The organism is Bradyrhizobium sp. BWC-3-1 (assembly GCF_032917965.1).
GTDB classification, from domain to species: Bacteria; Pseudomonadota; Alphaproteobacteria; order Rhizobiales; family Xanthobacteraceae; genus Bradyrhizobium; species Bradyrhizobium canariense_D.
Genome location: NZ_CP136625.1, coordinates 3,706,842 through 3,726,475, shown reverse-complemented (window position 1 = coordinate 3,726,475; position 19,634 = coordinate 3,706,842). Strand labels below are relative to the sequence as shown.

Below are 19,634 nucleotides of genomic sequence, written 5' to 3'. Positions count from 1 at the left end.
ATCAGGACGTCTCGCTCTTTCAGATCGGTTTAGGGCTGAGACGAGCCTTGGCGGCCAGCCCAAGAACCCGCTCCCGGGTACGACTTCTGGCGGCGTCGACCAGCATCGCGCCCGCCCAACGGTAGACGTTATGCTCCTTCACCTGCTGCCGCATGAGCTTCATGCGCTCGGCCTGTTCCTGAATTGGCATCGTCAGCGCAAGCTCAATCGCTGATGCCATTTCTTCCGTGTCATAAGGGTTGACGATGAGCGCTTCGGATAGTTCTCGCGACGCGCCGGTGAAGCTCGATAAGATCAGGACACCGGCATTGTCCTCCCGCGAGCTGACGAACTCCTTTGCCACCAGGTTCATTCCGTCATGTAGGCTGCTGACGACGCAGGCATTGGCTGCCCTGAACAGGCGGAAGACCTCCGCGGGCTCGTAATGCCGCGCGATCAGGTGAATTACGGGTTGGCGACCCGGGTAGCTCCCATTTATTTCGGCGGCGAGCTCCTCGGCTTCGGCTTGGAGCTTCGAATATGAGCTGAGCTTGCTTCGTGTCGGGGCTGCGACCTGAACGAATACAAGCCGATCTCTCCAGGCTAAATTACGTGAAAGTAGCGCGTCGACGGCGCGCATGCGATCGAGAATGCCCTTGGTGTAATCAAAACGTTCGACACCAACGATCAGCCGCGTTCCCTCCGCAAGGCCGAATTGGGCGACCACATCGGATCGGCAATGCGCCGGAGGCGGCAGCTTTTCCAGCTCGCTCGGCGGCCATTCGATGGAGATCGGATACGCGCGTACCCTCGTTTCATGTCCACCTAAGCTGACCGTCTGCACTTCGCGATCGATCCTGCTTTCTACGAAACGATCGACGCCCTCGATGAAATTGTTGCAGTGGAACTGAGTATGGAATCCGACAATCGTGCTGCCGAGCATTCCTTCGATGATCTCCGCCCTCCAAGGGCATATGCCGAAGGTCTCAGCATTCGGCCATGGGATGTGCCAGAAGGTGATGATCGTCGCCTTCGGCAAGCGCTCACGGATCATTCTCGGCGCAAGCGCGAAGTGATAATCTTGGACCAGCACGACGGGGTCCTCGGTATGCGCCTCAGCAACGACGGCGTCGGCAAAGCGCTGGTTGATCTGCCGATACATCTGCCAATCGGTCAATCTGAATGTCGGGCGCACGAAAACGATGTGGCACAACGGCCAAAGCCCTTCATTCGCGAAACCGTAGTAGTAGCCGTCCTGCTCTTCCTCGGAGATCCAGATGCGTCGGAGCGTGTACGCCGGAGCGACCTCGGACACCCGGATTCTATCGTTCTCGTCGACCGCCTCCCGATCGGCGCTGCCGCTGCCGTGGGCGATCCACGTGCCGCCGCAGGCGCGCATGATTGGCTCCAGCGCCGAGACCAAGCCGCTCGCTGGCCGCTGCACCACCCTTCCCGCCTCCATCGCGTTGTGGATGTAGGGCTCCCGATTGGAGACGACGAGAACTTCGGCCCCTGGTAGAACGCCGTGCAACACCTCTTGAAGCGATTTTGACGTCCATTCGATCTGGCTCGTAAGCGGAACCTGGTCGGCACTGCGCAACAGCTTATGAATTTCGCGATCGATAGACCCGCCGCTCAGCTCCAACGGTTCTCCCTGAGCACCTCGGCGCACCTCGTCGACCGCACGTCGCAAGGCGTCCATCCATCCTCGCATCATCAGTACGGCGAAAATGATCGTGCCGACGGTGAGGACCAGAACGACGCTGGCGAGCGCAGCCAAGAAATACGACAGCACCTGGCTTGATCTCGCCGCCGCGAAGCTGAGGTCGGTTAGAATGACGAGATAAGAGCGCCCACGGCTGCTTTGGACCGGGAAGGCAGCGACGAGAATCCGGCGTCCGCCGCTGGTTATGCTTGTGAAACTTTCGCCTTCCAACTTCGCAGACTTTTCGCACGAGAAGGTCGTCGGCATCTCAGGCGTCGGCGCGATCAACGACCCTGCCGGATCACAAAATCCAACCGCGAGAATCTTCTTGTCGAGTGCCACTCTCTTGAAGAGGTCGGCCAGGTGGCCCCAAGCCTGGTCCTCGACATCCCGGCTAAGCAGCGGCCCAATGGCGTTGAAAACCAGCTTGGATCTGGCCTCGACATCGCTCCGCGACCATTGCTGTACGATTCCACCGGTAAACGGAGAGATCCCGAAGGCAACGATTGCGGCTACCGCCAAGCCGAAAACGCCATAGCGGAAGAACTGCTTATACGATATCGGCATCACTCCGGCTTTGTCCCGCCCCTCCGTGGAGGATCGCTCAAGTCTCCGGTCGTGCGGAGCTGTCGAGGTGCATCGAAGTCCTTAGCTTGGATCGACGAGCTGCTTCCCCCGCTCGAGGTCACCGCGCTCAGCGTTGCAGCTGAGACAAACTGCGCGTGCCACTTGCGCTCCCCGGATAGCCAGTCGTTCATGCCGATGCGGCGTCCTTTGCTCGCAAGACGGGCAGTACGCTTGCGGAAACACATTCAGTGCCGTTCGGCTCGATGAGCTGATCATGGAATCCCCCGCGCAGTATCTTTCCACGGCCGCCGTTGAGCAAGCGGCGACAGGACAGATTGGCGTTTCATGGTACGCAACTGTACCAATTCGTTCGGCGGCCGCGGATCGTGGGCAGCGGTCGCTGCGACGCCGACCGCCAATTGGCGCCTGAGACCAGCATCACGGAGTGCGAGCCTCATTTCTGCTTCTTCGGAAGGGCGTTCTTTCCGGCGATGGAGAGCGCGATCAGGCTGAACGTGATCAGCCGAGGAATGAAGAACACGGGCTCGCTCGCATTCGTCACTTGCACCACAGCCAGGACAAATCTCGCAACGGCGTCGATCACAAACGCAGCCGCAAAGAGCAGGAAAAAGGTGTCGCCCGTCTTACGCCAAAACTTCAAGAAATATATGCTCGCCAGGAGCGATGCGAATGCCGTCGCACCTGAAAGAACGGGATTCAAATGGTCCATCAGTCGGCCTCCCAGATCATGCCGATAAGCAGGACCGTCATGGCGAACAGGCCGATCGACAGACGCACGGCGGAAAGGTCAACTTGAGGAAATACGATCTTATCGATCCAGAGAGCAGCATTTTCGAAAGTCAGACCCGCGAAGCAGACGGCGCTCCATAGGAGCAACTTCGACCTGTTACCGATATATGCCCGAATGAGCAGCCATGCACAAAAGCCGCTCGTGATCGCGCAAAGTGTGTAAATCACCGCAGCCATGACTAATCCTTTCGAATCCTGAAGGCATCTGAAAATGCCTGGATGCGGTGTGGGCTGTTGTGGATGATATGTGTGATCGGGATCAAATGCCGCGAATACGCCAAGGCCAAGCTATCGACCACTGGCCGCAATTCGGGGCGCGGCGCAAACGCATAGATCCCTACCTCGCCGTCGAGGAAGCCATCCTTCCTCAGGGACGCTAGAGCATCGGCCATCTCGATCTTGCCCGCGTAAAGGCGTGCAGCGAGCGATTCCACGTCGAAGCGCTCGCCGGGCCGCTTGTGGAAGAACAGAAGGGCTTCGAGCTGCGCCACAGAGCGAATGTAGCGTCGGACAAGCTCCTCTACCTCTTCCGGCAGTGCTTCATCAGACATCGTCGACCTCAGCCAGCGGCACGCAAGCTGATCGATTCAATGCGGAAATTCAAGACTGCTTTTCCTGCCACTACAAATCTAAGCCGACCGGATCAAATGCAACTGGAAAAGGCGGCGTCATCTCAGATGACACCGCCGATAAGCAGGCTGGAAATAGGGACCGAAATCGGCTCAGTACTTGAATTCGGGCATCTTCTTCAGCTGATCCTTGTTGGCGTTCAGCACCACGTGATCCGGATACCAATTATCGCTTCGCTGGGCCGACGTTGATGCGCTTCCCGTCGTGCTCGTCGAACCGGCATTGCCGGTCTTTCCAGCGCCATCGTTGGACACGGTCTTCACCGGTTCTTTGGCGAATTTGAGCTGATCGAACGTTACGGCGACGTTGTGCTCGCCCATTCCAAGGAATCCTCCCACTCCGATCACCACGTTGGCAACCCGCCCGCTGGAATCCAGGATCAGATCATTGATGTCGCCGATCTTCTCGTTGCTGTTGTTATAGACGTTCACGCCAACGAGTTTCGATGCACGCCATTCACCTTCCTTGTGCATGGAGGCGGTCGAGGCAGCCGACTGCACGTTGGGCGCCGCGGTCGTCGCGTTGTTCTGGGACGACTGCGCCATGACCGGCGTAGCCAGCAGCATCGCGGAGGCAAGAATGCAAAGTGATATCTTCATGACGATTGCTCCTACTTCTGTTGGATCATCGTCAACTCATCGCACGCTCGCAAGTTTCGTTTTCCTGAATGCGAATGTACGCTCCCGCACGAGACTTATCCGACCAGCTTGAGGCGGCTGCGCATCTTTTGATGAAGCATTGCACGTGTCACGGAAGGGCTGCATATGATGAACTCGACCATAGCGATAATGTCGTCCCTGGTGCGATTGCAGCAAGGGTTCTCGTAAGCGGCAAGAAGCCTTTGGGCCTCTTCCAAGGCTCCCACCAGAACTTCGGTATCGGTTCGGATCCGGCTTTCTTGCGATGACATCTCCGCCTCTATCGCTTCAAGAATAACTGGACTCTATTGACTGCCGTACAGCCGACTTAACGGCAGTAGTGAATCGCGTTCACGAATATGCAATGCGGAGGGGCGGCACCGCACAAGGACGGTTGTGCGCCGACAGGATGATCCCCTGACAATCGCAAGACATCGCTTTCAGCCTGGCCTCGTCCATGACGACGATCCCCGCCCTGCGACATCCAATCACTCCGTCGCGCATCATACTCCCGAGAGCGACCGTAACGCCGGCGCGCCGGACCGCGAGAGCATTGGCTATGTAACTATGCGTGAAAGGTACCTCGCGAGACCCGAGCCTGTCGCTGGCAACCAGGAGCCACCGTGCGAGGCGCTGGTGCAGCGTGTGCCTGGAATTGCAGGCTGATAGTTGCGAACTGTGAATCAGGATCGCCTGAACATAGCCTAAAAGCATCTTTTCAAGCTCGACGTCCTTCTTGATCAAAGAAATCAGCTGATCGGACTGGATCCGAAGCGCTTGGCCCGGCACTCTCACGCTGCAGCGGTGCGGTGAAACGTGCATGCCCAGGACCAACGGCACGCCGACAAAATCCTTCATCCCGAGCGTATGGATCTCGACCGGCAGGCAGTCGCCCGCACGGGTCGTGACAGAACACCCGCCGGACTCGATGAAGTAGGCATGGCGAAGAGGCGTGCCGCGATCGTAGAGAATTTGTCCTTTGTTCAAAGGCACCGTCTCGCAGCTTTTGAGCAAACGGCACTGCGATGAAGCCGACAGTCGGGAGACGAGTTCGTTGCGGCTAGTACCGCAGAAGGGCTCGTCCAAACCAAGCCGCTTCGGGTTGAATTCGTTTTCGATCAACCGCAGCGGCGATGAAGAATGTTCCATGTCAAGCCCAATTCTAGACCGCTACAATGATTGCCTGTACGATGGGATGGATCGAGCGATCCTGGGAGTCAGGGTGACCGATAGAAGTGTCGGGAAAAACCTGACAAGAACCAGAAACATCGAGGAAGTGCCAGCACGTGGGCGTTTTACTGTCTCATTTGATACCCACCCGCAAGGAGGCGCCCACCTCAATCTCCCGGCGCGCAGCCCGCCGCCCCTTGATCCTCGTCTTCATCGCGGCAGCGATGCCTCTTGCGCTTTTTGCGGGTTGGGTCGTTTTCCTGAACGCGCAGCAGCAGCGCAGGGGCTCTCAGGCTGCCGCCGTGGAGACGCTCGATAGCGTCGTCAACCGGCTTGCCTCCGAGATCAGCCTCCAGCTCGAGATCGCCGAAACCGTTGCGGCTTCCGCAACACTCGACAAGCCGGACCTTGACGCGTTCTATCGCGAAGCGACGCGTGTCAACGAAGCACGTCCTCTTTGGCAGACGATTCAGCTCGTCGATCCCGACGGAAATCAGGTGCTTGATGTCAGCCGTCCGCTCGGAGATGGGATGCGCGCCACCGCCGACCGAGAGAACTTCGAACAAATTCTGAAAACGAGAAAGCCAGCAATCGGCGGAATTGGGCCACGTGGTCCCATCACCGGCAAACGCGTGGTGGCCGTCAGGGCCCCCGTAGAGCGCGATGGGCAATTGAAGTTTGTACTCACGGTGGCCCTGGTGCCTGATGCAATAAGCCAGATTTTGAAGAGCGCAGGAGCCCCGGCCGGCTGGGTGGGTTTCGTGGTCGATGCCAAGGGGAACATCGTCGCCCGCACCTTCGGTGAACAATCCGAACTCGGACAATCTGCCAGCGCCACGGTCCGCCAGGCGATAGCCTCAGCGCCAGAAGGAAGCTACGTCAAAACCACGCCTGCCGGCGAACAAGTCGACTCGATCTACAAAGCCATCCCCGGAACCAGCGGATGGTCGGTCCATTTCGGAATACCGACCCAGGAACTGAATGGTCCCGTCCAGCGCTCAGCCATTTTCCTTGCGGGGGGTGGGGTCTTGAGCTTCGTCTTGGCTCTGACTTTGGCGTGGTACACCATACGCGACATTTCGCTTCGCCGGCGCGAGCAAGAGGCGCAGGCAGCATTGGCACTCAGCGCGAGTGAAGAGCGACGGAGGCTGACGATCGATGCCGCAGATCTCGGCGTGTTCAGCTGTGATTTTTCGACGAGAGAAGCGCTTGTATCGCCCCGCGCACGAGAATTGCTCCAGATCGAGGGGGCGCGCTCCGAAGGCGATACGAGCGTTCCGATCGACCGGATGCTGAGCAGCATTGATCCCGCCGACCAGCAAAAGTTTGAGGCTTCGTTGCTGAGTTGCCGTACGGGAAACGTCGCGATTGCTGATTTCCGCACAGCGGCCCCTCGTAGCAGGTGGTTACGGGCCAGCGGACGGCTGTCTCGACTCGACGAAAACAACCTAGACGTAGTATATGGCGTCATTCTGGATATCGACGAGACCAAGCGAGCTGAGCTGGAGCGACAGCAACTGCTTCGACGTCTTTCCGAAGCGGAAGAAAATGAACGCCGTAGAATCGCAAGAGAGCTTCACGATCAGATCGGCCAGACGGTCACAGGTCTACTTCTCGGTCTGAAGAACCTGGAGCCGCTTCTTGGCACGAGCCCGAAACGCAAGCTCGGATTGGAGAGGCTCAATTGGCTGCAAGGACTCGCGAGAGGGATTGGGCGCGATATCCATCAAATCGCCTCTGACCTGCGCCCGACTGCCCTTGACGACCTGGGCCTTTACAAGGCGCTGGAGGCATTCTGTGCAGAGATCCAGCGCCGGTTCGGGATCAGCGTCGATTTTCAGCCTCTGGGCAGAAGAGATCGTCTCGGCCAGGACGTCGAAATCGCGGTTTACCGCGCCGTCCAGGAGGCCGTGAACAACGTGGTCAAACACGCGCAAGCTCGAAACGTCAGCGTGGTCATCGACCGACGCACAGCTGAGCTTAGGATCGTGGTCGAAGACGACGGGAACGGCTTCGACTTTCAGGAACTCTCGCAGGGTGAGAGCCGCCACGCAAAATTGGGCCTGTCCGTCATCGAGGAGCGCCTCACGCTGCTAGGTGGATCTTTGGCGATCGAATCTGAACCCGGCCACGGCACCTCTCTTTTCATGAGAATACCGGTGCCAATAGAGGAGATGGGCTATGTGCCCGATCCGGATCACGTTGACTGACGATCATCCGCTTGTTCTGGCCGGAATGAAGGCGTTGCTTCAGGACGTGCAGGACATTGAGATCGTCGGGGAAGCAACGGATGGACAGGCCGCCCTAGACATCATTCGCCAGGCCACACCGGATATTGCCATCCTGGACATTTCACTGCCCGGTATCAGTGGCCTCGAAGTTGCTCGCACCCTGGCGACGCAGCTTCCTCAAGTTCGTCTTCTGGCGCTGACCGTGCACGAGGATCACGCCTACGTTCAACCGATGCTGCAAGCGGGAGCTCGCGGCTATCTGCTGAAGCGCTCTGCGGCCGACGAGCTCGAGCGCGCAGTTCGCGCAATCGCTGGAGGTGGTTTGTATCTGGATCCAGCAATAGCGGAGAAAGCACTTCCATCCGCGCAGGGCGCCCACTCGTCTTCCGGCGCTTCCACAGCCGGCGAGCTGACACCGCGCGAGAGTGAGGTTCTCAGATTCATCGCACAAGGCTTCAGCAACAAGGAAATTGCCAATCAGCTAAGCATCAGCATCAAGACCGTCGAAACTTACAAGGCCAGGGCGGTCGAAAAGCTCGGACTCTTCACGCGTGCCGACATCGTGCGCTACGGCGTGGCCCTTGGCTGGTTGAGCCATTCGGGAAAGAGTGCGGATCAAGTTTGAGCGGGAAGTAGGTGGGCCAAACGGCCCTGCGTGGCATGCGGACGTCAGGATTATCCCGACAAGCCCCGCTCATCTCCTGACTGCCCGATGGGACGCCGTCCATTATCTTCCATGAAGCGGACGAGAGAACCAACGCGAATCGCCGGCCGGAACACCGTTCTTTCCGGCTTCTGCATTCCGCACGTATTGGACGGATCATGGTTGTTTGGAGGCATACATGAGAAATGTACTTTTCCGAGGACGTCCCGGTCGCCAGCTCTTTGCACAGTATGAGAAACTGCCCGGGCTCGCCACTCGGACGAGCTCGCGGCTAGATGCCCGCACGGCGAGAACCGCGGGCATTTGCCTCGCTTGCATCTATCTCACCTGTCTCCTGTTCTCGGCGTACGCGATTGCCTGACGGCAATAGGCGTTTGGCAACCGACATCGAGGAATGACGAAGTCGGATTCATCGTCCCGATCTTTTGCAGGAACTGGCTCGATCATGGATACAGTCGTGGTGCTCCTGGTCCTCGGTATGTTGTTCACGGCTCTTTGTGTCGCGGCGCTGGAGATCGCGGCACGTCGATTTTCCCGGACTCTTGAGCGTCAGCTTCCGATGTAAAGTGCGGCGCACCCATCTCACTGCGCGACGATTGCTCTTATGCAAGGTGAGGGCCGCCTCGATCGACGGCCCTCCAAGTTTGCGCCTATCGGCAGACACGCACGTGCTTGACGATACGCCGACCATGATAGCCGCGAGTGACTATGGTTCGCACGGTGCAGACCCTCCGATGATGATGATAGTGATAGCCGGCCTGCATCGTCTCGGATGTTGCCGCTGCGCCGACCGGTGGCGCCATCATCGCATTGGCAGGAATCAAGAACTGAGTGCCCGCAAGCAAAGCAGCGGCCGCAAATCCATAGGCGATTTTCTTCATAGTTTTTCCTTGTCGTACGCCCCCTCCGCGCTTCTAAGTCGGTCCAATGAATGCGGAGTGAACGACGATACTGACAATCGTCGTCGCGATCTTTCGCCGCAGGTGCAGAAAATGGATAGCTGCCCCCGCCGCTGGGTGCTTGGAATTGAGGCTTATTCCAATCCGCTTAGATGTCCCGCAGGAACTGCCGAAGTTGCTTTTTGCTTATTCACGTCTCAAAAGTCGCTATCTCGAACGCACTACCCTCACCGGCTAGAGCGAACAGCGGCCTTAACGGAAGGGAGTGAACAGGCACTCTCGCCAGAGCACAAGGGAGCCTGCCGTGCTTTCGCTGATGGATATTGCTGCCGTTCTGCTCACATTGTCTGCCGCCTTCGGCTGGCTCAATCACAAGTTCCTGCCGCTCTCCCGCAGCGTAGGTCTTCTCTTGATGAGTGTCCTGACGTCGCTGCTGATGATCGGTCTGGATGCAGCGGTTCCGACGGCTCATCTGCTAAACCAACTTGCCGACGGACTCCGACAGATCGACTTTACCGAAGTCGTCGTCAACGGAATGCTTGCATTTCTGCTGTTCGCCGGCGCGTTGCACGTAGATCTGGACACACTCAGAAGCCGCGCCTTTCCGGTATTTATTCTGGCCGTTCTCGGCACCTCAATTTCAACCGTCCTCGTAGGCCTGATGTTCTGGTTCATCTGCGGCCTTGTGAACTTACCCGTATCGTTGGCTTGGGCATTCGTGTTCGGCGCATTGATCAGCCCGACTGACCCCGTTGCTGTCCTGAGTACACTTCGCAACACCAAAGTGCCGAAGGAGCTGCAGATCGAGACGGAAGGCGAGGCATTGTTCAACGACGGCGTCGGGATTGTTCTGTTCACGATCATGCTTCGCTTTGCGAGCACCGGAGACGGCGCTCAAGTTTCGGCTGCCGATGTCACTGAGTTGCTCGTTCGCGAAGCTGGTGGTGGAATAGCGCTGGGCTTGTTGACTGGCTATGTCGCGTATCGCGCGATGCGGCTCATCGACGACTACGCCATAGAGGTACTGATCTCTCTCGCGCTCGTCACCGGAACATACGCACTTGCGTTACATCTGCACGTCAGCGGACCGCTCTCCATGGTCGCCGCAGGCCTCCTCATCGGCGACCGAGGACCGCGATATGCGATGAGCGAACGGACACAAGGATATCTCTTCGCACTCTGGAGCCTCATCGACGAAATCCTCAACTCGGTCCTTTTTCTGCTTATCGGGCTCGAGACCTTGATACTGCGCTTTGATCTTCGCAGCCTTGGCCTGGCAGCAGTGTCGATTCCACTCGTTCTCTTTGCCCGGTTTGTCTCTGTTTCAGTCCAACCGTTTTTGTTCGGATGGACTCAGCTGCTTTCCCTACGCAACGCGCCCTTTCTCACCTGGGCGGGCGTTCGAGGCGGGATTTCGGTTGCACTCGCCCTATCAATGCCGGATAGCCCGGCCAAGGCCGCCATGCTCGCCTCAACCTATGCGGTCGTCCTGTTCAGCATCATCATTCAAGGCTCGACTCTGGGCTGGGTGGCAAAGCGGACTGTCGGACAATAGGTCTCGTCTCCAATGACCCTTCATGCACAGGCGACAAGCGTCTCATTTTTGCACGGATCAATCCTCATAGCTGTCGATGACGGCATCGGCGATCACGCGTTTGGTGAGGACGCCAACGATATCGTTCACGCGCGGGCGCGAGGCAGAGCGGACAACAATTGCCGCGCCGGCCCGATGGCGCTTCAACCTGGCAAACACCAAGCTCAAAAGGTCCTGATCGCGGCAAATGACCATCCGCCGCTCGACGAATTGCTCGACCATGAGAGCTGGATTCGATTGCGACTCCGCCCATAATCCGGAACGTGGTGGGATCAGCCCGACAATCCGGCCTTCGCGCTCAACCACGATAGGAAGTGCATCATCGATATCTTCCGCAGCCATGGGCTGCTTTAGTGTCGTTCCTACTCCGGCGACGATAAAGCGCCTTTCCATGATGTCCTGGGCCTGCTTCACCAGATAGAGGTTGATATGCCGCTCTTTTGGAATGCGGTGACCGCGGTGGCGCAGCTTGACCGTGTAGATCGTCTCGTTGACGAGTGCACGCCTGACGCCTGCCGCCAACGCCACCGCAACGATAACCGGAACGATGATTGCGTAATCGCGGGTCATCTCGAAGACCATCACGATCGCCGTCATGACGCCGCCCGTACCTGCACCGACAATGGCCGCCATTCCAACAATCGCGGCCGAAGATGGCGTTAGCCCTGAATGAGGCAAGATTGAATTGGTTGCACTGGCAAAGGCGGCCCCCAGCGTGGCGCCAAGGTAAAGCGATGGCGAGAATATCCCGCCCGACGCCCCGCAGCCGAGACTGACCGTCGTTGCCGCCAACTTCAGCACGAACAGCAGCGCCAGTAACCCCGCCGCCGTCATCTTGTGGTCCAGTATCTCCTGGATGACGGAATAGCCAACGCCATCGACGTAGGAGTGACCAAAGGCGTGGGTGAGCACCACCATCGTCAAGCCGATCGACGACATGCCAATGATGTTCTGAACGTACTCGTTTCCAGAGAGCTTCGGAAAGCCATCTTCCATGAAGACGAGCAGACGGATGAAAGCCCAAGCTGCCGCTCCAGACAGCAGGCCGAGCAGGATGAATGCGAGAGCTTCCTGCGCATTGAAGGATGCAACCATGCTGAATTGCATATCCGGAACCGAAAAGGCCGGGTCCGGACCGATCAGGATGCGCCCGATCGTCGTCGCAGCCCCCGTGGCCACGACGACTGGAAGGAATGTCCGGTTTGAAACTTCCGGCAGAAGAATTTCCAGAGCAAACAGCACGCCGCCCAGCGGAGTATTAAAGGTTGCGGCAATGCCTGCGCCCGCGCCCGCGGACAGCAGCGTGATCCTCTGCCGGGTCGAGAGCCCGATGAATTGAGCAAAGGCTGAGCCAAGGGCTGAGCCTATCTGAATGATAGGGCCTTCGCGCCCGACGGCGGCGCCGCTTCCGATCGATATTGCGGACGCCAGCGCCTTTATCAAAGCTACCGAACCCCGAATTTTGCCGCGCTTGTAGAATATGGCGTCCATCACTTCGGGTACGCCATGTCCCTTTGCTTCTGGAGCAAACCGCCGGACGAGAAAGACGACGATGAGACCGCCGATCACAGGCGCAAGAAGAACAAAGTCGCCGAAAGGACTGGGGCCCTCACTGACGTTTGCGTCGTAAGCGACACTCAGCCTGCCATTGAAAGACAAGTTGTGCACGAGGCCGATCAGCGCGCGAAAGCCGACGGCGCCAAGTCCGGTCATGACGCCAATCACCAAGGCGAGCGCGCAAAGTACGAGAAGGCTGACCTTCCGCTCTTCAGCAAACGGCTTGATGCTGCTGCCGATCAGGGCTTTTCGCGTGCCGTAAGTCAGGACCGAGGGCATTTGACCACTATTGCGCACAGACACCGATATGAACTCTGGTTCCGAAAGGCGGTTCCTGCCAAGAGGCATGGCGACAATCCGCGCCCACCGAGCCTCCACGTCACCGCCATTGGACGCCCTTAGTGGTTGTCTGTTGATTCATGGTCCCCGCCCAGTGGTAGTCAGGAAGCTCCAGTTCGTCGGCGATGTCCCGCCCAATTGCGAGCCTCGCCAGTCCCGGTATCGAGAAACTTCTGACCACGACGTTGCGGAAGAGCAGTCCCACACGCGTTCTCGGCGCCAGGGCCCCGGCAAAGCGCTCCGCACCCCGCTGTTTCCGGCCTATATAGCTCTTCAGCCGCGCCTCGTATCTCGCAAACGCCTCCAAATATCGTCCATCGGACATGGCGAGTTCACCGGCCAATACATAAGCTGAAATCATCGCCAGCGCCGATCCCTGCCCTGCCAGGAGCGAGACGCAGAAAGCGGCATCACCAATGAGCGCCACCCGACCTCGTGACCAGTTCGGCATCCTGATCTGACTGACGGTGTCGAAATAGAGTTCACCGGCGCGCTCCAGTTCGGCGAGCATCTGATCGCATTCCCAGCCATCTCCGCCATAGATTTCACGAAGGAGCGCCTTTTGCGAGTTCGGCCTTTCCGGAAAAACCGAGTGATGCTCGGCAAATACCAAGAGAAACAAGGTGCGATCGTCACGCAGCGTGAAGCGGCCTACCATGCGGCCCGGCTGACCGTAGATCAGATACACATCCTCGTCGCGCGGTCGATAGCCGTGAGCTTCGAAGGCGGCCACGGTATATCCCAGACGCCGCTCGAACTGAGCCTGTGGTCCAAAGACCAGATTGCGCACGGCTGAATGCAGGCCGTCTGCCCCGACAAGAAGGTCGAACCTGCGCTTGCCGCCGTGCTTCAGTTGGACTTCGACGCAATCCGGTTTCTCTTCGACGAGAATGATCTCGTCTCCGAAAATGGCTTCGACGCCGCTGGCCCGTTCGAATAGCATGCGCGAGAGGTCACTGCGCTGAAGAGTAACGTATCGTCCATTCGTCAACTCGGAGAAGACGTCGGTACCGAAGCCGGCCAGCCGACGGCCAGCTTCATCTACGATCCGAAATTCTTGGGCGTAGTAGCCGTCGCGATTGATCTCCGGGATCAATCCCATCCGTTCAGCGATGGTGTAGCCGAGCCCCCAAAAGTCGATGACATAGCCTCCGCTCCGTAGAGCGGAGGCGCGCTCGAGGAGCGTCGGCTGGAATCCGGCTGCTTTCAACCAATAGGCAAGCGTGGGTCCGGCAATTCCAACCCCGGAGATTAGAACGCTGTACATGCCATCTCCTCAGAAACGAACGAGATCAGCAACACGATGCCCGAGCTCGCTCTGGTGCTTCGGCGGTCTTCGGACGAGAATTATTCGCTTGCGTACAAGAACATTTGAGGCCGCAACAGAGTATTACATACATCGCGACGCGATCGCCGCGATGATGTTCCGAGTGGTCTCGCCTGCGCAACTTCACTGTCGAGCTTCGGAATCTGGACTGTTCCGACAAAGGAGACGGATTGGAAGACAAGTTGACTGTTCATGTGAGGCATATCGAGCGCACCCTTCGTGTAAGCGCAATCGCTCTATTTCTCGCGCTCTCGGTCTGGCTGCTTCGCGACATACTGTTGCTCTTGTTCAGCGCCGTGGTAATCGCTTGCGTTTTGCGGGGCGCCAGCAACGCGGTCCGTCGGGTAACGCACCTCGGGCCATACACGTCTTTGATTTTCGTCATTCTCGTGACAGGGCTCGCACTCGGTGCGCTGCTGTGGTGGCGCGGCAGCGCCATTTTCATCCAGGCCGACGAGATCAGCCAGCAACTGAGAACCCAACTGGCACGGATCTGGAGCGAACTGCAAAACAGCTCGTGGGGTTCGATTTTGGCTCAACAGTTGCAGATCGCCGGAAAGTCTCTGCGCACCGGCCTGACAGGCTACGTCACCGGCGTCGTTGGCTCCGTTCTCGGCATAGGTGGCACTCTCGTCGTGACGGCGGCGACAGCGATATTCCTCGCTGCGTCGCCCCAATTGTACCTCGAAGGCTCGCTTCGTTTGCTTCCAATGGCCTGGCGACCTCGCGGCCGAGAAGTTGCCGGAGAGCTCGGTGCTACACTTAGGCTCTGGTTTCTTGGTCAACTCGTCGACATGCTGATCGTTGGTCTGCTCCTCGGATTTGGCCTTCTCCTCATCGGTTCGCCCTTGCCACTATCACTGGCCCTACTGGCGGCCCTTCTGAACTTCGTGCCATACATCGGGGCACTTGCAGGCGCAGTGCCGGCGATCCTTGTGGCACTGGCACAGTCTCCTGCCCTTGCCGCTTGGGTCGCTCTCTTGTTTTTGACGATCCAGCTGTTGGAAGGAAATGTTATCGCACCATGGATCCAGAAGCGAACTGTCTCGCTGCCACCCGCACTCACGATACTTTCCCAAACGATCCTTGGCACTCTCTTTGGTCTGATCGGGCTGATCGTTGCCACGCCCTTGATCGCCGTTCTGCTCGTTGCTGTCCGCATGATTTACGTCGAAGGCTTCCTGGAGCGCGAAAGTAAACAGGCTGCCTAGTTCAGGAATACTACTGAAAAGGTACGGAGGCGATGGAGTTGGTACGGTGTCGTACACTCGTGTGTCTGACCAGCAATCGGCGCGACATAGTGTCCCGAACCCTTGACTCTAGAAACCAAGATTGCAGGCTGATGTTGAGACCGCATTCTGAAATTACAGGAGCCACAGATGCGGAGACTCACACTTGCCCTTTCTCTCACCGGCCTGGTCGCGATATGTCCTATCAGCAGTACCCAGGCCGCGCCCCTGACACCGCTCTCGGCAGCCGCGAGCCCGACGGAGCACACGTCGACAGTGCAGGATAGTCTCACGCAGGTTCGCTGGCGCGGGGGCTGGGGAATCGGCGCGGGACTGCTGGCAGGAGCGCTGATCGGCTCCGCCATTGCGACCCCGTATTATGAGGAATATCCGCCGTACTATGGTTACACATACCCATACGGCTACGGTGGGTATTACCCGGCTTACTCCTATACACCTTACTGGGGCGGCTATGGTTGGAGGCCGCGACCATACGCCTGGGGCCCGCGCCCCTGGCGTTATAGCTACGGCTGGTCCGCGCCGAGGCCGTGGGGGTATACGGTCCGGCGCGCGCAACCCTGGCGTCATAGCTACGGCTGGGCGCCGCGGCACTATCGGCACCACCATCACGGCGTGATCCGTGCGCACCATCGATGGTGACGCGCTGCGCGTGCAGCAAAGTGCCCGGCGCACTTAGAAGCGCGCCGGGCGACGAGTATTTCGTTGGAGAAGCCGCAACATGGCGGAATTGCTGCAGGACGTCCGTCAGCCGTTCGAAAGACTGGCTGTGTTGACGTCCTGCTTCGCAGTGGAGTTTGCACCTACGGCTCGTTCCGCCGAGTATCGAAGCTCGTGCTTCCACAATGCGGACATTTCGGAATTTTGTGTCCTTTTGTGACGTGAGTGGCCTGATGACATCGCTCACACCTGAAGTCTCCAGTCTCTTGGGCTGTCTCACCTGCATGCGCCGCCATGATACTTCTCCTTGTTGAACGCGGGCGCCCCATTTCGTCCAAGCGTCGCGAGCGAAGAGAGTTGCTAATTGGTCGTCCGTGAACAAGGTTCTAAGCGATTGATCAGGAGTCTTTTTTTCGGATTCGAGGCGGTTTGAGATTGCAGGGAATGGGAGGTTGAGGCCGCCCAACCCTGCAATTTCGTTTGTGGTTCCCTTTCCCTGCGGATCATGATTCTGTGGTGCACCGGAGGGGCCGATGCGACCGAAGAAGCACAGGACGACGGGATCGAACGATCTGTTCCGGGCGCGGCTGGACCAGATCATCAACATGAAGCACGAGCTGGTTCAGCTCGCCGGCAAGATCGATTGGGACTGGATCGACGGCGAGGTCGCGCCGCTCTACAGCGAGAATGGCCGGCCCGGAATCGAGACCCGGTTCATGATCGGCCTGCTGTTGCTCAAGCACACTTACGGGCTGTCCGATGAGGGCGTTTGCGAGCGCTGGGTTCACGACCCGTATTTCCAGTTCTTCACCGGCGAAGAGTTCTTTCAGCACGCCTTCCCGCACGAGCGCTCGGACCTGAGCCATTGGCGCAAGCGGCTCGGCGACAAGCTGGAGTCGTTGCTGGCCGAGAGCCTGCGGGTGGCGCACGAGGCCGGTGCGTTACGCGGCCAGGACCTCAAGCGCGTCACGGTCGATACCACGGTGCAGCCGAAGGCCATCACCTTTCCGACCGATGCCAAGCTGCTTCATGCGGCTATCAAGGGGCTCAACCGCCTGGCGAGAAGGCACGCCGTCAGGCTGCGGCAGTCCTATGTTCGCATTGCCAAGGCCGCTGCGATGATGGCGGGCCGCTACGCCCATGCCAAACAGTTCGGGCGGCATCAGCGGCAGTTGCGTATCCTGCGCAGCCGGCTCGGCCGGATCATCCGCGACATCCGTCGCAAGATCGAGCGCCAGCCAGCCCTCGAGGAGGCATTTGCCCTTCCGCTTGGCCGAGCCAGCCAGATCCGCTCCCAGCAGCAGCGCCAGCGCGGCTGGAAGCTATATTCCTTCCATGCCCCGGAGGTGGAATGCATCGGCAAAGGCAAGGCCGCCGCGCCTTACGAGTTCGGCGTGAAGGCCTCCATCGTCACCAACAACCGCCGGGCGCCCGGTGGCCTGTTCGTACTGCACGCCAGGTCGCTGCCCGATAATCCCTACGACGGTCATACCCTGCGGGACGTCATCGACCGCACCGAGGCGCTCACCGGATGTCCGATCGAGCGGGCCTATGTCGACAAGGGATATCGCGGCCACGACACGCAAAATCCCCGTCGCGTCTTCATTTCGGGCCAGAAGCGCGGCGTGTTCGGCGCCATCAAGCGCGAGCTCCGGCGCCGCTCCGCCATCGAGCCCATCATCGGACATCTGAAGGCCGAAGGTCACCTTGGCCGCTGCTATCTCAAAGGCCGCGCCGGCGACGCCGCCAACGTCGTGCTCTCAGCAGTGGGCCACAACTTCCGCCGTATCCTCGCCTGGCTCAGAGAACTCTTGTGCCTCTTCCTGGTCCGACTATGGCGCGTGCTGGCCGGTCCAGCCCCGCTCAATTCGGCTTCTTAACGGACGACTAATTGCGTTCGGGGTCGCCAAAGCAGCACCCTCTTGCCTACATGCGTTCTTTCACGCCGGTCTCTATAAGCCACCAATTCACTGGGTAGCTCGTGAAAAAGCCCGCAAGCATCGCGATCTGCATCATGAACCAGAACTCCGGCATCGACGGCTCCAGCCTCACCCCGAAGAGATTCCTGAAGATCGCGAACTGCGCGATCGCCATAAATCCATACATACCGATTTGCCACGCAGTCAGCGAGAGAGTGTCTGCTTTCACGGCTTGAACGACGCCCGCGCCTGGAGACAAGTCGCGCATCGGCTTGATCGTGAAGTACTGGAACGCGACGCCGAGCACGAAGGCGAATAGGTAATCCACCACCCAGACCGCGAACATCTTCTCTGAAAACAGACTCTTCCATCCCGCCCAGATCGCAATCACCGGAAACGCGAGCGCAAGGCTCTCGGCGATGATGTCCCCGAGTGTACATCCGGCTCCGCAGTGCATGGCACCTTTCGCGACCATGACAGGAAACGGCGTCTCCTCTTTGCTGTCGGAGTGCTTGTTCTGCTCAGTCGCATCCCGGGCCGCAAGCCGGCCGAACCGGTAGTACAGCCACAACGTCAGTACGGTGCCGAACAGACCGTTCACTGGCCAGACGACATTCATGATCCACATACGCTGTGGATGGCGGGTGAGGTCGATCGCGATGATGACCGCGCAGACAAATCCGACACCCAGACAAGCCAGCGCGATATCTCTTAGCCAAATTGGTATCATGGCTCCTCCGTCTTCTCGGAGAAGAAACGTTGTGAAGATCGCCTTCGTCCAAATCGAGCTTTGTGGTTTCCCACGATCGTCTCGGGCCGGAGCGCTTGGAGAATTGGCTATTCCACATTCAATTCTCACGCACGCAAGCGACGGCCGATCTGCCGATCGTACTCGCGCTGTATCAATCCAGAGCACGAACAGGCGGAATGCTCCAGCTGGGCCCGGTCGACCAGAGTTATCGCTGCTCGGGTATTGCGGATGATGCCGGCCTGTTCGAACGCCTCGAGACATTCGCTGACACTAGCCCGACGAATCCCGAGTAATTGAGCTAAAACAGCATGCGTGATCGGCAGTTCTCCGGACTCCATTGCGTTTGCCGCGACCAGAAGCCAGCGGGCAAGTCGCTGCTTGACGGAATGGAGCGAGTTGCAGGCTCCCACCTGTGACGTTTGAAACAAGACAAGATTGATGTAGGCGAGGATCACTCCACGGAGGGCCCCAAGATCGTCAAGCGCGGCGAGAAAGGCCGGCGTCGGAATTCGCAGTGCCGTTCCGCCCACCTGAACGACGCGACGGTGCGGCGGCATCGGATCCTCCGGCGCCAAAACGCAGGGGGCGCCGATCATTCCCTCGGAGCCCACCAGCCAAGCCTCGACGAAGCGCCCGGCCTCGACCTTGGCCGAGACCGATACGAGACCACTGCCAAGAAAGTAGACATATTCCATCGGCAAGCGCCAATGATGAAGGACCTGACGCGGCTTGATCTCGACATCGGTCGCGATCGATTGGAGCACTGTCAGCTCCGTTTTTGGGATGCAACGCAGCAACTTGTTCCGTGCAGCGCAGGGCCCAACGCGGGCTTCAGGCTCAATCGATCTCGGAACCAGCCCTGTCGCCTGACCGTCCTGCATTGCTGCTGCTCCCCGCACCCGGGATCGGAACCGTCCACGGTCTGCGAAGAATACGCATCGGGCGAT

At 58.8% G+C, this 19,634-nt stretch carries 17 protein-coding genes; 5 read left to right on the top strand and 12 right to left on the bottom strand.

The window, feature by feature from the left end:
* Positions 1–19 precede the first annotated feature (19 nt).
* The 6 genes from RX329_RS17865 to RX329_RS17840 all read right to left on the bottom strand — a co-directional run bounded on the left by RX329_RS17865 (position 20) and on the right by RX329_RS17840 (position 5,478).
* Positions 20–2,251, bottom strand: coding sequence for a trehalose-6-phosphate synthase (locus tag RX329_RS17865; RefSeq protein ID WP_085384195.1), 2,232 nt, complete (start codon positions 2,249–2,251; stop codon positions 20–22).
* A 454-nt stretch (positions 2,252–2,705) separates the two neighbouring features.
* Positions 2,706–2,981, bottom strand: coding sequence for a DUF5985 family protein (locus tag RX329_RS17860; protein ID WP_085384194.1), 276 nt, complete (start codon positions 2,979–2,981; stop codon positions 2,706–2,708).
* Complete coding sequence (locus RX329_RS17855) at positions 2,981–3,238, bottom strand: DUF5985 family protein (protein WP_007607494.1); 258 nt, start codon at positions 3,236–3,238, stop codon at positions 2,981–2,983. The genes RX329_RS17860 and RX329_RS17855 overlap by 1 nt, the downstream gene beginning before the upstream one ends.
* A 2-nt stretch (positions 3,239–3,240) precedes the next feature.
* Complete coding sequence (locus RX329_RS17850) at positions 3,241–3,612, bottom strand: hypothetical protein (protein ID WP_085384193.1); 372 nt, start codon at positions 3,610–3,612, stop codon at positions 3,241–3,243.
* A 171-nt stretch (positions 3,613–3,783) separates the two neighbouring features.
* Positions 3,784–4,290, bottom strand: a complete 507-nt coding sequence (locus RX329_RS17845) for a PRC-barrel domain-containing protein (RefSeq protein WP_085384192.1) — start codon at positions 4,288–4,290, stop codon at positions 3,784–3,786.
* Positions 4,291–4,680: 390 nt separating this feature from the next.
* On the bottom strand, positions 4,681–5,478 hold the full coding sequence (locus RX329_RS17840) for a Crp/Fnr family transcriptional regulator (RefSeq protein WP_085384191.1): 798 nt from the start codon (positions 5,476–5,478) through the stop codon (positions 4,681–4,683).
* 218 nt (positions 5,479–5,696) lie between these two features.
* Between RX329_RS17840 and RX329_RS17835 the strand changes: the two genes are divergently transcribed.
* On the top strand, positions 5,697–7,709 hold the full coding sequence (locus RX329_RS17835; RefSeq protein WP_317246195.1) for an ATP-binding protein: 2,013 nt from the start codon (positions 5,697–5,699) through the stop codon (positions 7,707–7,709).
* A complete protein-coding gene (locus tag RX329_RS17830; protein ID WP_085384189.1) occupies positions 7,681–8,355 on the top strand; it encodes a response regulator in 675 nt (224 codons plus the stop codon). The genes RX329_RS17835 and RX329_RS17830 overlap by 29 nt, the downstream gene beginning before the upstream one ends.
* Positions 8,356–9,044: 689 nt before the next feature.
* Here RX329_RS17830 and RX329_RS17825 read toward each other — a convergent pair.
* Complete coding sequence (locus RX329_RS17825; RefSeq protein WP_085384188.1) at positions 9,045–9,275, bottom strand: hypothetical protein; 231 nt, start codon at positions 9,273–9,275, stop codon at positions 9,045–9,047.
* 322 nt (positions 9,276–9,597) lie between these two features.
* On the opposite strand from RX329_RS17825, the gene RX329_RS17820 reads away from it, so the two are divergent.
* Complete coding sequence (locus RX329_RS17820) at positions 9,598–10,848, top strand: cation:proton antiporter (protein ID WP_085384215.1); 1,251 nt, start codon at positions 9,598–9,600, stop codon at positions 10,846–10,848.
* A 57-nt stretch (positions 10,849–10,905) separates the two neighbouring features.
* On the opposite strand, the gene RX329_RS17815 is transcribed toward RX329_RS17820, so the two are convergent.
* Both RX329_RS17815 and RX329_RS17810 read right to left on the bottom strand, forming a co-directional pair.
* Positions 10,906–12,723, bottom strand: a complete 1,818-nt coding sequence (locus tag RX329_RS17815; RefSeq protein ID WP_317246194.1) for a chloride channel protein — start codon at positions 12,721–12,723, stop codon at positions 10,906–10,908.
* Between the two features lie 100 nt (positions 12,724–12,823).
* Positions 12,824–14,050 carry an FAD-binding domain gene (locus RX329_RS17810; protein WP_317246193.1) on the bottom strand — a complete coding sequence of 409 codons (1,227 nt, stop codon included), beginning with the start codon at positions 14,048–14,050 and terminating at the stop codon, positions 12,824–12,826.
* Between the two features lie 230 nt (positions 14,051–14,280).
* On the opposite strand from RX329_RS17810, the gene RX329_RS17805 reads away from it, so the two are divergent.
* Positions 14,281–15,321: an AI-2E family transporter gene (locus RX329_RS17805; RefSeq protein ID WP_085384186.1), complete on the top strand. Its 1,041-nt coding sequence runs from the start codon at positions 14,281–14,283 to the stop codon at positions 15,319–15,321.
* 839 nt (positions 15,322–16,160) lie between these two features.
* Here the strand turns inward: RX329_RS17805 and RX329_RS41955 are convergent.
* A complete protein-coding gene (locus RX329_RS41955) occupies positions 16,161–16,313 on the bottom strand; it encodes a zinc ribbon-containing protein (RefSeq protein WP_083843319.1) in 153 nt (50 codons plus the stop codon).
* A 237-nt stretch (positions 16,314–16,550) separates the two neighbouring features.
* On the opposite strand from RX329_RS41955, the gene RX329_RS17800 reads away from it, so the two are divergent.
* Complete coding sequence (locus RX329_RS17800) at positions 16,551–17,897, top strand: IS5 family transposase (RefSeq protein WP_085383111.1); 1,347 nt, start codon at positions 16,551–16,553, stop codon at positions 17,895–17,897.
* Between the two features lie 46 nt (positions 17,898–17,943).
* Here the strand turns inward: RX329_RS17800 and RX329_RS17795 are convergent, their stop codons facing one another.
* Together RX329_RS17795 and RX329_RS17790 are read right to left on the bottom strand one after the other, a co-directional pair.
* Positions 17,944–18,666: a DUF4396 domain-containing protein gene (locus tag RX329_RS17795; RefSeq protein WP_085384184.1), complete on the bottom strand. Its 723-nt coding sequence runs from the start codon at positions 18,664–18,666 to the stop codon at positions 17,944–17,946.
* 125 nt (positions 18,667–18,791) lie between these two features.
* Positions 18,792–19,451 carry a Crp/Fnr family transcriptional regulator gene (locus RX329_RS17790; protein WP_244561223.1) on the bottom strand — a complete coding sequence of 220 codons (660 nt, stop codon included), beginning with the start codon at positions 19,449–19,451 and terminating at the stop codon, positions 18,792–18,794.
* Between the last annotated feature and the right edge of the window lie 183 nt (positions 19,452–19,634).

Excerpts from the sequence above, each read along its gene's own strand:
- RX329_RS17825 (WP_085384188.1), bottom strand. The coding sequence starts at position 9,275 with ATGAAGAAAATCGCCTATGGATTTGCGGCCGCTGCTTTGCTTGCGGGC.
- RX329_RS17830 (WP_085384189.1), top strand. The coding sequence starts at position 7,681 with ATGTGCCCGATCCGGATCACGTTGACTGACGATCATCCGCTTGTTCTG.
- RX329_RS17795 (WP_085384184.1), bottom strand. The coding sequence starts at position 18,666 with ATGATACCAATTTGGCTAAGAGATATCGCGCTGGCTTGTCTGGGTGTC.
- RX329_RS17860 (WP_085384194.1), bottom strand. The coding sequence starts at position 2,981 with ATGGACCATTTGAATCCCGTTCTTTCAGGTGCGACGGCATTCGCATCG.
- RX329_RS17800 (WP_085383111.1), top strand. The coding sequence starts at position 16,551 with ATGCGACCGAAGAAGCACAGGACGACGGGATCGAACGATCTGTTCCGG.
- RX329_RS41955 (WP_083843319.1), bottom strand. The coding sequence starts at position 16,313 with ATGGCGGCGCATGCAGGTGAGACAGCCCAAGAGACTGGAGACTTCAGG.
- RX329_RS17855 (WP_007607494.1), bottom strand. The coding sequence starts at position 3,238 with ATGGCTGCGGTGATTTACACACTTTGCGCGATCACGAGCGGCTTTTGT.
- RX329_RS17840 (WP_085384191.1), bottom strand. The coding sequence starts at position 5,478 with ATGGAACATTCTTCATCGCCGCTGCGGTTGATCGAAAACGAATTCAAC.
- RX329_RS17845 (WP_085384192.1), bottom strand. The coding sequence starts at position 4,290 with ATGAAGATATCACTTTGCATTCTTGCCTCCGCGATGCTGCTGGCTACG.
- RX329_RS17810 (WP_317246193.1), bottom strand. The coding sequence starts at position 14,050 with ATGTACAGCGTTCTAATCTCCGGGGTTGGAATTGCCGGACCCACGCTT.
- RX329_RS17815 (WP_317246194.1), bottom strand. The coding sequence starts at position 12,723 with ATGCCCTCGGTCCTGACTTACGGCACGCGAAAAGCCCTGATCGGCAGC.
- RX329_RS17850 (WP_085384193.1), bottom strand. The coding sequence starts at position 3,612 with ATGTCTGATGAAGCACTGCCGGAAGAGGTAGAGGAGCTTGTCCGACGC.
- RX329_RS17865 (WP_085384195.1), bottom strand. The coding sequence starts at position 2,251 with ATGCCGATATCGTATAAGCAGTTCTTCCGCTATGGCGTTTTCGGCTTG.